The sequence below is a fragment of the Paenibacillus sp. Y951 genome, from assembly GCF_056786395.1.
This window is the reverse complement of record NZ_JBXCIY010000014.1, coordinates 81,411-96,846: the sequence shown is the minus strand read 5'-3', so window position 1 is coordinate 96,846 and position 15,436 is coordinate 81,411. Positions and strand designations below refer to the sequence as shown.

The following is a 15,436-nucleotide window of genomic DNA, read 5'->3' as shown; positions in this document are numbered from 1 at the left end:
TTTATTCCACTACTTTCTTCCATATTTTAATATCCAGTATTTTATTAATGATTTCTTTAACATCGTCTTCAGGTACCTCATATCCACTTTCATATCTTGATATCTTCATTTGATATAATGATTCTTTAGGTTCTTTTGTATTTATCATTAGTGCCAATTTTTCCTGACTATATCCCTTTCGAACACGATACATTTTCATCAATTCACCTGGTTTTATTTCAATATTCCCGTTCAAAATATACTCCTTTCTAGCAAAAAAAAAAGCACGCGAGTTTCCCTTTCGGGAAATCTCAGCGTGCTTCGCTTTAGATATATAATATATATTAATTTGTTTAAATAAACATTCAATGTACTTATATTAACAACTACATATGATAGTGTCAAGATTGTATATAATTAGAACAAACCAAACCATTTTTTGTTTACTTCTCTTCTGATCACACTAACTTGCAGTTTAATAGACGTACTCACCCTTGGATTAGATTCAATCAATTTATCAAGCTCAGACATATATTGGTGTCTTTGATTCTTGCTTGTAGTACGATCCCTAATTTTTTCAATTAGTAATATGATTTGATTCTCTTGAATCTTGATTGCTTCATTAACTTGATTATTCTCACTGTTTTTCAAATTCTGTTCAATTCGAATAACGTAGTCATTAATCAAAGGTATGTCATTAGGATAACTCTCTCTCAAAGACTGCATTTCACCTATGACATGCTTCATATCTTCAATAGTTGTATTATCATCAATTCTATAATACAAGTCTTGTAAGTTCGCCAAAACATCCTCAGAAGGTAAAGCTTCACTAATTAATTTAGATTGATTGTTAACGATATGTTGAGCCTTAATAATGTAATCATTAATTATGTGTAACTTCCCTCTATAGATATCCTTCAAGTTTCCCATTTCATTAACTACACGTATATTATCTTCTAATGGAGCTGCGTCATTCATCTGGAAAAATAATTCTTGTAGTTCGGTTAGTACCTCTTCCTCCAAGGCTTTATCCTCAATTAATTCGTCAATTTTCTCTTGGTTACTAAATTTCTCGTCTTCTCCATCTGAATTCTGTATTAAGCCAGCAGCTAAGTTAAAAAGAGATTCATTAATAACTACATTATCATCTTCATAACTGACCAATTTCGATTCAACCATTTTATTAATTAAAGAATCAATAAAATCGTTTCTTAATTTCACTTTTAATAATTCAGAATCATTAATCAATTGATTACTACTCACAGAAGGATTTGTACTTAATACATCAGAGGTATATTTGGTAACTTTAGCAAGTTCAAAAATCATCGCCGGTCTCATTTTATCTTTACGTAACATCAATGCCATTTTCAATTTTATAAAGCCTTTGTATTCCATCACAGCTATCCTACTGATAGAACGTGTTTCAATATACGCGGCCAATTCCTTCATAAATAATCTCATTATTCCTTGCTTAGCCAAGAAGTGAACTTCATCATTGACTTGACAAAACATGGATTCAAAATCTGACGAAGCGTAGTATATATCTTCTTTCAGAAACGATACCGTTCTATCATCAAATAAAGCATCCACTAATCCTTTAATTTCAATCGTCTCAAATAAGGGATCTTCCTTAAATTCCTCTATTAAACGTTCCTTAGTTAAAACACCTTTTTTCATAAAACAAACCTCCGAATCTCGTTATTACCATTCTACCAAACTTGATCAAAAATATTCAATCATAATGCGAAATATATTGAAACATATTTCATTATATTGAGACATATTGAGTCAACATTTTTCAATATGTCTCAATATGTTTAGAATTATCTAAACATGATTAAACATAACTAAATATGTTCTAATATTTTTCAATATATTACCGCTCAACTTTCATCAACTTTCATCAACTTTCAATAACCCCTATATTTTATAAGGGATTTCAGCGTTTTAGTTAAAAACAACTTATCATTTCTTGTTTTGTTATTTTGTCTATTCTTAAAGTTTTGAATTGTGAATTTTCATTTTTACATTTCAATTTTTCATATAATCTGAAGTTTTAGACGCATGTTTATATAAATAAGAAAAAAACTTGTACTTCTGGTACTTTACGAGACAATATATCTAACCATAAAATTATGGTTAGATATATTGAACTTATAACAAAACTCAATCAATAACTTTCATTGTCTTATACATATTTATCTATCGAGAGTGGGGGGGACGCAAAAAAAAGACATATCCATCAATCTACGGATATGTCCTTTAAATCAGTTTAAGAAATTATAATTCCAAATTATCCAAATTAATATCTTTTTTCTTATTTACTTGTTCACTTGGATCACCGAACAAATCTAGTTCGTTATCTACTCTTGCAATTTCCCTTTTAGGAGCTTTGTCTAAGTCCAAGTAGGCAGATAGGTTAACGCTATTTCTATCGTTTCTTTGATTACGTTTTCTTTCCAATTCAATTTCTTCTTGTTCAATTTCAGACATCATACTGCTGATACGTCTCGGCATTTCTTTGAAAACTACACCAGTATAGATAATTGCTTTACTATCTTTTTTTACTGTTTTTTGAGAACTAGTGAGAATTCCCCATTCTTTAGCATCAACAATTCCGGTGTGAGGTTTCTCAGCATTTGCAATAAACTTTCCAAAATCACCTTCGAATTTAAGAAAATCTGCTTCATTTACAATTGGATTATTGGATTTAGGTTGAATGACAGTCATGAAACCATTTATAGCATCTAATTCATAATCATAATCACTAGCAGAAGGAGAGTTAGAGAAACCTTCTTTGAACCTATCAATAATATTATTCATATTTGATTTATCCGAACCATCAATGATAGACTTTCCAAGTGTTAAGTAACCAGGTGTAGAGATTACATCTAATAACTCAGAAGGATCAAAACTTTTACTGGAAGGGATACCAGTCAAACTAATAATTTCAGTAAACATAGATGCTAACGAACAGTTCCCATTATCTCGCCAATCTAATTCATCATTCGTTTCCACGAATACATTAGAACTTAAATTAATCAACTTTTCATTGTCTACAATGATGACAGAACCACAACGTTCTTGATCAATTAGTTTTTGAATTTGACCTAATCCCCAAGCAGCATTTTTCTTCATCCCCCGACTTTCCCAAGTACCAGGAACAGAAATGATTGCACCAAATGTTGGTTTACGATCAGTAAACATTTTATTTAGTCTTGCATTATATAGAGTGTTTAATAGAACAGGGGCAGCTGCGTTTCCTGTTCCACCGCCCATACCAGCGATCACAAAAACGTAATCAGCATCAGTAACTAAAGGTGATTTAAAAAGATCAAGAATAACATCTTTATTTTTTTGAATTGCTTCTTTTCCTCTATTAATATCTTTAGCAGCTCCATCGTAACCATTAAGTCGGATACGATTCTCAATAATCTTTAGATCATCTAAATCTGATTTAGCAGTGTTAATAGCTACTACATCATGATCTAAGCGAGCAAGTTCATCTCCTTGTCTACCACCGTACTGACCACAAGAAATGAAAGTGAATTTTAATGGTTTTTCTGTTGCTTCACGAATAAAACCCTCAATTTGTAAGATTCCTAATTGCATATAAATCCCTCCGTTTTTTATTATTGACTATGATTATTGTTCTTGTTTTTCCTATGTTCAAATATGTAAGACGCTAACTGATATCCACGCAAAGTATGAGGCAGGTATGATTTAGTTTTCAGATTTATTGTTTTTACTGGAGCTATAAATCCCATCGTATCTAAAAGTAATAACGATTTTTCAACGATATATCGATCACCAATAGCCTCAACAATATCTTTATGACGTATGCCTGTTTCTTTAGCTTTCCATATTTCAGTAAATACCTTAATTGCTTCTATAGGCAATTTATCACCTAAAAAAATTAATGCTGAATCATTAAATTCAAAATTATCATTACTCAACTTTTCACCACCTATTAATCAGATGCGTAGTAAACATTCAACTATTCATGTCTCTATTATGATTGTTCGCTATAGGTATTGTCAACAATAGGGTACATAATGCAACCTTTTAAATACAAGTCTCTACATATGTTTCTTATGAATGATATTTTACGTTGCATAATGCAGCATGATAATTAATATTTACGTTGCTTAATGCAACATTAAAATAAATAGAATGATATTTTTAATGTGATCACCCGTTAAAAGCTTATATACAAAGGGTTCTAGGTATTTATCATTTTGCGTTGCATTAAGCAACATTGTTTAATATTGGATGATTTTAAGTTGCTTAATGCAACGTAAACATGTTTAGTACATACATTTCAAGTTGCATTAAGCAACATAAAGTCATTTTTACAATTCGATTTTCTTCACATTGAAAATATTAAATATACATTTTTTCTATTCAGGACACACTTGATAAACATTACTAAGTGTATGTAGCTACGTTAATTGTTATAAAATTTAGTGTGTTTTGATAGTCCGATTCTCTATAATTACATATTCATCATGCCTACTACATTTTATGATTGTTTCATTAAAAAATAGGGGACGGGACTACGAAATTGTATTTTTTCGATATAAACTATTTTTTCTAAATAGAGTTCATCTATTTCAATGAATCTAAACATCAGATCCCCAGCCAATTACAATATCTCTTCGACATTGCACTTCAGTAATTACTGTTGATTTTCATACATACTAAGCTAAAAAATTGTATATGTTTTTACTATTCCGTTGACTAATTATTTATAATTCTGATTATCCTCTAATATTCTAATCACTTGACACGACTCATGACATTTTACTTGATTGAATATATGACACCAATAATGACATTTCTATTAACACTTATAACGACACGATATTTGAAACATGATTCATCTTAAATGTCATATGCAATCTTATCTTAAATGTCAAAATGTAAAATCACTTTAAAGTATTGACACTACAGACATATAGATGACATTTACATTGACATTCACAATGACACCAAGGTATCCTATTCACAAAGCTGATTCAGTTTCCACACATTTTGAGTAGATTAGGAGAGATGTTATTGCGTTACTATTCTGACGGCAGTTTTGTACTCAATACAATTGAGCATCAAATCGTCATATATTTATATCGATTTAGACTATTAAACAACGAACAACTATTGAATCTCATACACCCAGAAATGGTAACACCTTCGTTCCCACTGAATCCTAAAAACGATACTGATTGGAATAAGAAACACAGCTCCAAGCGTTCTAGGATTAATAAAGAATTAAAGAATCTAATCACTTATAACTTCGTTGATCACCAGCCTTATAAATCAGTGTTGGGAAGAAAGGCATTAACTGTCTATACGTTGAATGCTGAAAAATTAGATGCGATCAAGGAGTTACTTGATATCCCCTATGACCGTTTTGGTAGCGGATGGAATAATGACTTCGGTGATTTAAGCGCGGACTTCTATTCATTCCCTAAACGAATTGAACATCATATCGATAGTGTTAACTTTTATATTAAAATGAACTATGTTAGTGATTTCTTCTCGTTTAAGAATAAAATTGATTACGTGGATAATATTTATGCAGCTAAGACCTATCTAAACGAAAGTTTGACCAATATCAAGTTACGACCTGATGGTGAAATGAAACTTCATGGTTATCGCAATGATGAACTTATGGAAACACCAGGCTTTCATGCTTGGATAGAGATTGATCGATCAACGGAATATTCTACGACACTTACACAGAAGTTCGAGAACTATTTAGGATACTTAAATAGTCTCCAGTCAACTAATACATACAGACCACAGGTAATTCTTGTATACACAAATGCTTCTAGTGGGATATCAAGACGTTGGCACTCATTCATAAACGCTTATCAATCTCGTCTTTCAGAATACGCCAGTTCCTTAAATATGCTTGTTTGTAATGAGAAGAATTTAGAAGAAACAATCTTGTCATTTCTCGAACGCAATCAAATTTACGCAGAATTGAAACAACGTATTGAACACGCTGCACGATTAGATATGGGTTTCAAAGGGCAAGTTCACATGGGCGCACGCAAACAAGAGCTAACCGAATTACAGATTAACTCGCATACAGTATTAGGTTGGAACGTACAGTTTACGATCACCGAGAATAACCCCGTTCGTAAAGTATTGTATCTATACATCAAATTCGATGGTTTCGAATCACAAGGGATATCTCGTGTTATTGACTTTGTACGAAAGCAGAGCCAACTCTCTAATGACATATCTGAACTTGAAGTCGTACCCGTTTTTTATTTTAAGAACGGCACACCTACTGGAACTCCAAGAACACTTGAAGGAGTTAGCGAATCAGAGTTAGCGACATTGCATCGTGCGTTGTGGTACTCTACTGCAGATCAAACATGGTACAGCGAGAACTTACAAGCTTTCTCCAAAGAGTCAACGGTGAACCCATTAACCTATGTATTGCATCAATCCCATTAATACACTAGTGCTGATCATAATTTGATTAGCACTTTTTCATTTCCCGCTCCGATCAAATCCTCTTCATAGACCCTACGAGGTGCAAGCCCCATTTGGTTTTGGTTAGACCTTATCGGTTGATGCTTTCCCGCTCCTAGACCTTTCATGCAGCGATGACCTTTATCGTTTTACTTAGACCGTTGAATGAATTACTTTACTCGCTTAGACACTTTCTTAATGCCGTGCCCCTTTGCCGCTTGTTTTGCCTGTAAGATAAATTGCTTGGCTTCTTCTTTCGTTATTTTCAATTGCCCCATGATCACACCTCAATTCTAGTTTTACCCTTATTATTTCCATTACCTATTTTTTTAATCATAAACCCCTCTCTTGTCTCATAAGTATCAATAAAACAATGGCATAGTGTAAAAGTGGAATAGTGGCCCTTAGCTAATAGGGTAAACATATCAATTTGAGAGTGGGGGAGAGAGGTGCCTATTAATCCGATCTTTGAGGAAAAGCTAGTCCTTACATCATCACCACCTAAATCTAGTCCTGTTAAAGAACGTAAGACCCGTAGCGACAAGACACACGACATTAAATTTCCGGTCACACCAGCACAAAAACAAATGATACGTCTATTGAGTAAGAAGAATCGAATACGTGAGACAAGCATGACTACTAAGCTATTATCCATGTCATTACGAGAGAATACGGTCTTACCTGACTATGAGTATCACGACACGAAGCAGTATATGCACGTTAAACCGACTCAGTTAGAATATGAGCGTATCGTTGAGCTCGCTATCCGTCATAACAAATCCGAAAGGAAAGTGGTCACCTTGCTAATGATGAGCGTATTGAAACGAAACGGGGTGGTACAATGAAATCATTCAGTAAGGCTAATCTAATCTCCGAACGACTAGAAGATATTATTCAACCTAAACCATTTTGGAAAAGTCTATTTCTGCCTTCCCGGTCATCAAAGATTGGAATAAGTGTTAAGCTGCCTCACTATGAGTACTTTCGCTTAGAGATGTTTATCGAGGATTTACTAGAGCTAACCGATCACGAATTGACAATGGGCATGGGTGACCTTATCGCGATCTTGTATGATGACTTCTTGGCTACCTTGACCAGTGGCACTAATCAGCAGGAGCTATCAAAGAAATTGTTAGTGAAGCGGGATAAGTATATCTATCCGAAACAGATCATCGACGATCAGATTCAGATTACTGAGAATCATACCCGCTTCATCGAGCGTGTTGTTAAAAAGAAAGTAAGATGGGTACAAGTGAACTTAACCTTTTCAAAGAGGTCTGTTCTACGTGGTGAGGTGTTACTGATGGATTTATCCATAGACCTATCCCTTGAAGAGTTGATCTCAATACTATTAATTGATTTTGCGAATAAGTTAAAAGAGGGGAATAGCGCAAGCGTGGTAAAAAGTATCCTACGCTCCATAGGAGAAAGATGAACAGGACAAGCACAATAGCTGTCCTATTCGCCTAGTAGTGAAGATGAAAAACAGATAATCATTAAGATGACTACAAATATCATATTGGTCAACCCCTTTCGTCTTTATACTCTAATTATACGATATTGCCTATCATGCTTCATCTTTACTACCCCCTTATTTATTCATACTTGTCATCTACAATTCAATTCAGATATAATACAATCATAAGAAACGAATACAGCACTTTGAATGAGCAGCACTCATTCTCTATTTTATATAGGGAATAGTGCTGCTTTTTTTTCGTTCACTTTGCTTGTTCAGTATCATCAGAGAAAGGAGCATATTAGATTGTCAAAAGAATCATTCCACAGCGAGAGTACTACGTCCGAAGCGGGAATTGATTTAGTAGACATTACGATGACAAGCAAGCGTGAGTTTGGTACAGGTCTTACCCCTCACCATGTTCGTAAAGCATACGTGGATACACGAGAAATCATAACGGAGCTATACCATAAGTATTTCCATACCATGCTCTATACAATATTCATTGTGTTCAACTCACTCATTGCTTTGTCATCTTTATGGATCTATCTCAATTCGTTCGTTGGACAAGAGAGTGGCATAGCAGCCTTACAACACCTATTACCACAAAAAGGTCAATGGATCGCGAGTATATTCAATTTTATTTACTTTGATTTAGAGAAGCGTCCATATTTTTGGTTAAGTTGTTTGTTCTTTGTCTATCTGTCATGGTGCTACTCGACCAACACACAGCCCGTTAAGAAGGGCTTCAAAACGATCGTCAGTTATACTTCTGAAAAGGGCAGACGGTTTACTCTAATCCTAACCATTGTTCAAATGTCATTCATTTACTCCGGTTTATTCGCATGGTATATGAAAAGTAAGACATTTGATTATTTTGCAAGAGTCGTCGTAGAGGATAAACAGTTTTTGAAGATTACTTCCATGGAAGGTTTCTTAAACTTTATTTATGTCACGCCCGTCATTATTTGCTTAATCATGTCTTTCTTAATTTCGCGAGAATTCTATAAGTCTCCAGAAATCAAGAAAAGATTCTATTCTTGGGAATTTGGATTACTTGCTTCACAATCCTTCTCACTTAAAAACAAATCGAGCGATGTCATTATCGGATGGAACAAGGAAACGAAAAAACCAATCATCATTCCGGAATTGTCGCGATACCTTCACAGCCTCATAGTAGGAGCGACAGGAAGCGGGAAAACGTCTACGGCTATCCTTATCCGCATCGTACAAGATCTAATTAGACTCGCTAGAGGTGTGAAGCTGGGCATCATCGTATTAGAGCCTAAAGGCGATCTCGTACAAGACGTGGAGAAGCTTGCTGAGAAAATAGGCGTAGACAAATCTATGATTAAAGTCATTGATCCTACGGATAAAACAAGCAAGCTCAAAATGAATCCGTTAGCCGGTCCGATGGATGCTGCTGCTGCCCAATGGTCTGGTATCCTAGATTCCTTAGCTGGAGACCAAGACCCTTTCTTCAAAGGACAACAATCAGAAGTTTCTAACAACTATGTATTACTAGGTAAACTGAGATACGGTGAAGATTTCGGTTTTATTCAGCACTTACAACCCATGTATGCAGATGCCCGCTTCTTAGCGGATATCACAGAGGAAGTCAGAGCATGGATCGATAAAAACCTTCTCAATGAGAATCTTACCGAAGAGGAATCGTTCCTCCTTGATAAGTACAATCGTATTTGCGAATACTTTGAAGCTGATGTACTTGATTACAAGTCGGATCGTGAAAAAGATGGAAGCACGAAACCGCGTATCTACCCTAATGGGAAACATGCCGGTAAACAAGTCGTTGAGAACAAAAAAGACAAATTCATTACAGGTGCCAAGAAATATGTCACCGATATCAGTATGAACAGCATGTTAAGTAATTTGTTAGTCGCTAAAGGCGATGATGAGATACTAGACATTGATAAGTTCTTAGCTGAAGGTGGCGTATTACTAATCAATACCGCACTAGGCGAGTTGGAAGAGTTGTCGATCATATTCGGTCAATTCGTTATTCGGTCGATTCAATCTTCCGTATTCCGTAGACCACCTAATGATGTGACCAAACGTATTCCTGTATTCTTAAACATTGATGAGTTCCCTCTATACATCAATGAATCCTTTGTTCGGTTATTGACGCTCGGCCGTTCTTACTTAGTGGGTACGTTAATCGCTATTCAGAACTTAGCTCAGTTGCGTTCCGTTAAAGAAGGATATGACCAAACGATTATTAATAACTGCTCTAACAAAGTGGTATTCGGTCGTGGTGAGTTAACGGATAATGAATACTTCTCTAAACACTTTGGGGAAGACGAAGTGAATGAAGAGTCTAGTAACGAATCCAGAACACCATTCAGTATGCCTAATCAATCCGTTGGCTATCGCCATAATGTCCAAAAGACATTGAAACCGCGATTTACGCCTACGGAGATCAAAGAAGCACCATTCAAGCACTTTATTGCGGAGATTGTAGATGCAGAGGGTAACATTAGTAAGCCTGTCCTGTCCTACGGTAAATTCATAACCGAAACGTCTTTACTAAATAAATTCTACAAAATTGGGGAAACTGAATTATTAACTCGTGAACATAGACCATTAAATTATTCAGGAAACTTTAACCAACTTAAATATCTAGTTCAGCAGTTAGACCCTGTTACACCAACAACGGCTACTCCCGCTACACCAATAGCAGATGAAGTCATAGAACAACCGCAAGAGGTGACACATCAAAAAGAAGTTCAGGAAGTTGTACAAGAGATTGTTCCAGCGGTCACAGACGTAGAACAGACTGTTAACATTCCTATTGATGTCAATGAAGCTGATCTTGTCTATGAAGTCGTGGAAGACAAGCTTAGTGCTAATAGGTCTACAGAGGATAGTGAAGAATATATCGTTATTGCCACACCGGACAATCCTAACCCACAAGCAGTAGGGCATGGAGCGGGCGATCACGAACTGATTACTTGGGAAGCAGCCGAAGCGGGACCATCTGATTCCATTGCAGAATCCGTAACCGAAACAATTTCACATGATGACCAAGTTATCACTGGGGGTACGGTGGAAGAAGGTAATACCACTACCCAAAGTAATGATGTCTCTACTGCATCGATTCCCGAAAACTTTGAGCAGATCATTCAAACCGTGCATGACAACTTGAAAGATGTTCTTCCACAAGGAGATGCAAGTGTTACATCTGTCGTTACTGAAGCTACACCGCTGGTAACTACTCATACAACAATCATAGATTCAGACGAAGATTTTATGAATTTAGTAGATTTAGCAGCCAGTGATCGCAAACCATCACCATCTCGTCATGACGATGTTGCAAAGAGTAGAGTAGAGGTCATCAAAGATAGCAAAGATGATCTTTAGAGGTAATTGACAACGTAGTGACTAAATTATACAATATATCTAATATAATTAATTGTAAGCTAAAAGGAAGCACCTGTTTAGCGTGGGATACCCCCATGCCAAAGCAGGTGCTTTTTTTATTTGTAAAAATCAAACAAATAAAGAAGGGTGATATCAAATGAGTACTATTACACCAACAATGCAAGCTTGGGCAGATATTAAACAAGCACAACGTACTGGAGCAATTCTTGAAGGTTATGCCATTGGTATTGAAACGAAATCGATTGGATCTGAAAAATTAGATTGCATCAAATTAGATGTTAATGGCGTTTATGGCTATATGCCTAAAACTCTAGTAGATGACTATAACCTACGTGGTATGCAGGGCTTCCTAGATCGTTCATTAGAATTTGTCGTGGATACAGTTATTATTGATCCTTATAGCAATGTTGGTATCTTTGTAGCCAATCGTGTCAAAGCACTTGAAAAGAAAGCAGCTACATTTTGGAAAGAAGGACAAGAAGATTCTATCCATGAAGCATTTATTCGCGGGGTAGACCGTTCTCACTTGTATCTACTGGTAGAAGGGATTCCTTGTCAAATTGCAAAGCGTAACGTTGGGCACATGTTTATCGAGGATTTAACCGAGTTTTACGAAATGGGAGAAACCATTGATGTAAAAATCACATCAATCAAGCGTCCTACTGAAGAAACTAAAGGTAAAATTGAGGTAGATAGTAAAACACTACAAGAAGATCCATGGCATAACATTGTAAACTACCAGGTCGGTGGTAACTATGTTGGTGAAATTATACGTATACACCCTGAACATGGTTTGTTCCTAGAACTTATTGATTCTCCGGGACTAAACATACGTACCAATTTCCCTCCCGACTCAGGAAGAAAGCTGTATGAAGTTGGCGATCGTATTCGTATTCGTATTCAAAGCATTGATGTTGAGGGTCGAACTATCAAAGCTGTTGCATACGTCGTAAAGTCTAATAAAAAAGCTAATCCTATTAGAACGAAGTCTTATGTCAAGTAATTTCACCACTTTTGAAAAGTCAGCAGCTACATCAGCTACTTCAGTAGCTAATGTAGCTGCTTCAACAGTAGCCAGAGAGATCCCAAATCCTTATGATAATCCTTTATGTCCTACAGATATACAAGGTTATCTACTACCCGACGGATCGAAATTCGGATTATTCTCAGACCCATACGCTACTTTGTTATTTGTCGAACCAAAACTAAGAATATCCAATGGTCGTTATTGGCTTCAACATTATGAAGACGGTCATGATATTTCAACCTTTGAAATGCAATTACTAGATTTACTAGCTACTCATCGTGTGATGACTCGTAAACAAATAGAACGCATTCTCTTCCCTAATATTGGACAAGAAAACCGTACTGGTAATGTATTTCTAAAGCGATGTCGTCGTAAAGGCATTATCACTGCATTAAATTGGAACACTCCGATTAAAGATGAACGAATCAAACCATTAATATACGGATTAACCAAGTTTGGAGCAGATGCCTGTGAAATCCTTCGACAACGAAAACTATCGAAAGAGGAATGGTTTAGACCTGTAGATTATTCTGCAGGAAAAGGTCCAGAAATGACCCAATACTTTAACGATTTAGCTACAAACGAATTGTATTCTGAATTGGTTCGTATCGATCGTTTAATAAACTGGAAACGTCGCCCTAGAATACGAGTAGACGATAATAACTTCCATATCCCTTCTGCTTCATTCGAAGCGATTAAAGATAAGGGAGAAATTTTTAGTTTTTGGGTAGAGGTATTTCGACCTAATCCTCATTTTGAAAAAAAGGTAGCGGAAAGATTTTATCGTCTACGTGCCGTATATGACGCACTAGGACCAAATGAACGACCAATCCGTATTATATTGATTGCTGATGGAGATTCACGAATCGCGCAATTAGATAAAATAGCTAAAGTCGCAATGCCAGGTGTTCCTATACGCTACACCACAGACGAACGCCTCTTAGCAGGTATCAGTAATGAAACGTTCCTTGAATATAATCATGAAAAAGAAGCCCTCTCTATCAGTAGAATCTCATTTTTACAAGAAAATGCTCCTGGTATGACGGCTAGAGAGTACCTTATTGCATTAAATGACTACAATGATGATGAGTTTGAAGAATAGAAAGGTTTTTTGTTCTCTTCTTAAAAGAGAGGTGCTGTATGACAATTACATCTATAAAACAACAACGAAATTACATTGATTTTGTCATTGCCACAAAAGAAAATAGAACTATGACATGTACCTTTGTAAATTTTCTTTCCATTGGAGAGAAGATATACCTCATTTTTATTGACATAGCCAAAAAGTTTTATGCTTATCTCATTAAATCACCCTATAGTGAAGCCCCTAGCTTAATCGAACCGCCAACAGATGAGCAAGAACGCTTAATTCTTGCATATCAAAGGAGTCAAAGTCCGTTACACGCTATCTAACCATTGATACATATAAAAAAGGACAATCTACATCTAGATTGTCCTTTTTTATATGATCTATCTATGATTTTTGGCTATCAGCGACACTGTATATCTATGACAGACTGCAAGTAACGTTCTACTTCCGATTGGGTATATCCTTTTCTACGATGGTTCACACACCACACCAACGTGTCGAGGTCACATTCATAATCGACATGGATATGAAAGCTGATGCTGCCATCTTCTTCTACATAGTAAGCCGTAATCGGTATGCCTGTGGTCGGACAGACTATGTTATCCATCACATATAACAAATGAATACCTCTCCTTTACATAAAAATAACATAACTATAGTATATCGTTATTTATTCGTATACCCAAACTTTCAAATTTCAATTTTGTTAGATTATATAGTTGTCTTATCTTTATTCCACATGGTATAATTATCTTATTATTTCATTTTATTTCACCTTGCTCGCAACCACGCGGTTCATCGAGTCTCTTTGTTTTATAATGCTTATTTAAGCCCGAAATTTAATAGTTTCTATTAAAAAACCGTCTTATTAGATGCAGATTTGAAATTCCATTTTTATTTGAATTTCTAAATTTATCTGCTTTTAATAAGTCGGCTTTTTTTTTGCGACTAATTACAAGCGAAGGAGAGTGTTTTTTATGTTTAATGATTTGAAAAGAGTTTTAACTATGTGGGATAACGTTACTGTCGCTGCTCCTAATTCACCTGAATTTCGAGTTAATCGCTTTAATACTGCCCAAGTTCACCATGATGTAGAGTTAGATCAAATTAACCAATTGCCTATGTTGTATGATGCTTTATCGCAGCAGCTTCATGGACGTTGTGTTAGCTTGCAGATTTATTTCAATGGGGAGCTACCGAGAAAAGAATTAATAGCTCTAGGGTTTAGTCCACATGTAGAGGAAAGTAGAATTTGGCGGTTGGAACATGCTAAATATAGCGTGTCTACTTGTTGGATTGAAAATTCATCATCATGGATTTTACAAGTGAACCATAGAGTGGGATCAGGTATTCTATCTGATGCGATGATTATGGACAGTTTACTTGTTAAGCCAAATTTTCACGCTCAATTATCTCTTGAATTAGAGGTGATGATATCGTGAAGATCGCTATTCTTGTAGATGAAATGAATGCGATGGATCAAATCAAGGGTTTGGGCTTTCATGGCTTTAAGTCATGGTTAACCTTCTTTGACATGATCAAATCGCAACTAATGAAGGATTTCAACAAGGACGTGGTCGTAGATTATCATTTCTATGGTAGCTTACCCCCACAACACGTTGATCGAAACAGGCATTTCGACCGTCGACGATTTTTTGACCGATTGAAATATGATGGCATTCATGTCCACGAAGGTTTTTGCATTAAACGTGGAAACATAATGAAGGAAAAGGGTGTAGACATAATGATTGGGTTAGACTTATTCGAGTTTAGCTTAAATCAACATGATCTACTTTTTTTATTTTCGGGAGATATAGACCTTGTACCCGCTATCCAGCGAGCACAACGTAACTCCAGAGTGGTACCTATTCTAAGTAAGTATCAACATTCGGTCAATATGCGTAAAACTTCCGATGCGATACTTGTACTAGAAAATTTATTAGAACGTCAAAGTGATAATCTTATCCCTTTGAAAAAAACTAAGGAGGCTATTTAA

General features: G+C 35.6%; 13 protein-coding genes. 9 read left to right on the top strand and 4 right to left on the bottom strand.

Going from position 1 to position 15,436, the window contains the following annotated elements; genetic code table 11:
* Position 1: 1 nt before the first annotated feature.
* The 4 genes from AC1TPB_RS18495 to AC1TPB_RS18480 all read right to left on the bottom strand — a co-directional run bounded on the left by AC1TPB_RS18495 (position 2) and on the right by AC1TPB_RS18480 (position 3,935).
* Positions 2 to 235 (bottom strand): helix-turn-helix domain-containing protein, encoded by a 234-nt coding sequence (locus AC1TPB_RS18495; RefSeq protein ID WP_482077879.1) that lies wholly within the window; start codon positions 233 to 235, stop codon positions 2 to 4.
* A gap of 161 nt (positions 236 to 396) precedes the next feature.
* Positions 397 to 1,656, bottom strand: a complete 1,260-nt coding sequence (locus AC1TPB_RS18490; protein ID WP_482077878.1) for a hypothetical protein — start codon at positions 1,654 to 1,656, stop codon at positions 397 to 399.
* Positions 1,657 to 2,259: 603 nt separating this feature from the next.
* Positions 2,260 to 3,591: an FtsZ/tubulin family protein gene (locus AC1TPB_RS18485; RefSeq protein WP_482077877.1), complete on the bottom strand. Its 1,332-nt coding sequence runs from the start codon at positions 3,589 to 3,591 to the stop codon at positions 2,260 to 2,262.
* A gap of 20 nt (positions 3,592 to 3,611) precedes the next feature.
* The gene (locus AC1TPB_RS18480) at positions 3,612 to 3,935 is read right to left on the bottom strand and encodes a hypothetical protein (protein ID WP_482077876.1); all 324 of its coding nucleotides are present in this window, start codon (positions 3,933 to 3,935) and stop codon (positions 3,612 to 3,614) included.
* Between the two features lie 1,102 nt (positions 3,936 to 5,037).
* On the opposite strand from AC1TPB_RS18480, the gene AC1TPB_RS18475 reads away from it, so the two are divergent.
* The 9 genes from AC1TPB_RS18475 (at position 5,038) to AC1TPB_RS18435 (ending at position 15,436) form a co-directional block, all read left to right on the top strand.
* Positions 5,038 to 6,447 (top strand): hypothetical protein, encoded by a 1,410-nt coding sequence (locus AC1TPB_RS18475; RefSeq protein ID WP_482077875.1) that lies wholly within the window; start codon positions 5,038 to 5,040, stop codon positions 6,445 to 6,447.
* 467 nt (positions 6,448 to 6,914) lie between these two features.
* Positions 6,915 to 7,310, top strand: a complete 396-nt coding sequence (locus AC1TPB_RS18470; RefSeq protein WP_482077874.1) for a hypothetical protein — start codon at positions 6,915 to 6,917, stop codon at positions 7,308 to 7,310.
* A complete protein-coding gene (locus AC1TPB_RS18465; RefSeq protein ID WP_482077873.1) occupies positions 7,307 to 7,900 on the top strand; it encodes a hypothetical protein in 594 nt (197 codons plus the stop codon). Before AC1TPB_RS18470 ends, AC1TPB_RS18465 begins: the two co-directional genes overlap by 4 nt.
* 330 nt (positions 7,901 to 8,230) lie before the next feature.
* Positions 8,231 to 11,302: a type IV secretory system conjugative DNA transfer family protein gene (locus tag AC1TPB_RS18460; RefSeq protein WP_482077872.1), complete on the top strand. Its 3,072-nt coding sequence runs from the start codon at positions 8,231 to 8,233 to the stop codon at positions 11,300 to 11,302.
* 157 nt (positions 11,303 to 11,459) lie between these two features.
* The gene (locus AC1TPB_RS18455; RefSeq protein WP_482077871.1) at positions 11,460 to 12,326 is read left to right on the top strand and encodes a hypothetical protein; all 867 of its coding nucleotides are present in this window, start codon (positions 11,460 to 11,462) and stop codon (positions 12,324 to 12,326) included.
* On the top strand, positions 12,316 to 13,452 hold the full coding sequence (locus AC1TPB_RS18450) for a replication-relaxation family protein (RefSeq protein ID WP_482077870.1): 1,137 nt from the start codon (positions 12,316 to 12,318) through the stop codon (positions 13,450 to 13,452). Before AC1TPB_RS18455 ends, AC1TPB_RS18450 begins: the two co-directional genes overlap by 11 nt.
* A 38-nt stretch (positions 13,453 to 13,490) precedes the next feature.
* The gene (locus tag AC1TPB_RS18445) at positions 13,491 to 13,763 is read left to right on the top strand and encodes a hypothetical protein (RefSeq protein WP_482077869.1); all 273 of its coding nucleotides are present in this window, start codon (positions 13,491 to 13,493) and stop codon (positions 13,761 to 13,763) included.
* A 654-nt stretch (positions 13,764 to 14,417) separates the two neighbouring features.
* A complete protein-coding gene (locus tag AC1TPB_RS18440) occupies positions 14,418 to 14,882 on the top strand; it encodes a hypothetical protein (protein WP_482077868.1) in 465 nt (154 codons plus the stop codon).
* Complete coding sequence (locus tag AC1TPB_RS18435) at positions 14,879 to 15,436, top strand: NYN domain-containing protein (protein WP_482077867.1); 558 nt, start codon at positions 14,879 to 14,881, stop codon at positions 15,434 to 15,436. Before AC1TPB_RS18440 ends, AC1TPB_RS18435 begins: the two co-directional genes overlap by 4 nt.

Bases quoted from the DNA above. Each gene is read 5' to 3' on its own strand.
- AC1TPB_RS18440 (WP_482077868.1), top strand. From the start codon at position 14,418: ATGTTTAATGATTTGAAAAGAGTTTTAACTATGTGGGATAACGTTACT.
- AC1TPB_RS18455 (WP_482077871.1), top strand. From the start codon at position 11,460: ATGAGTACTATTACACCAACAATGCAAGCTTGGGCAGATATTAAACAA.
- AC1TPB_RS18490 (WP_482077878.1), bottom strand. From the start codon at position 1,656: ATGAAAAAAGGTGTTTTAACTAAGGAACGTTTAATAGAGGAATTTAAG.
- AC1TPB_RS18465 (WP_482077873.1), top strand. From the start codon at position 7,307: ATGAAATCATTCAGTAAGGCTAATCTAATCTCCGAACGACTAGAAGAT.
- AC1TPB_RS18485 (WP_482077877.1), bottom strand. From the start codon at position 3,591: ATGCAATTAGGAATCTTACAAATTGAGGGTTTTATTCGTGAAGCAACA.
- AC1TPB_RS18445 (WP_482077869.1), top strand. From the start codon at position 13,491: ATGACAATTACATCTATAAAACAACAACGAAATTACATTGATTTTGTC.
- AC1TPB_RS18450 (WP_482077870.1), top strand. From the start codon at position 12,316: ATGTCAAGTAATTTCACCACTTTTGAAAAGTCAGCAGCTACATCAGCT.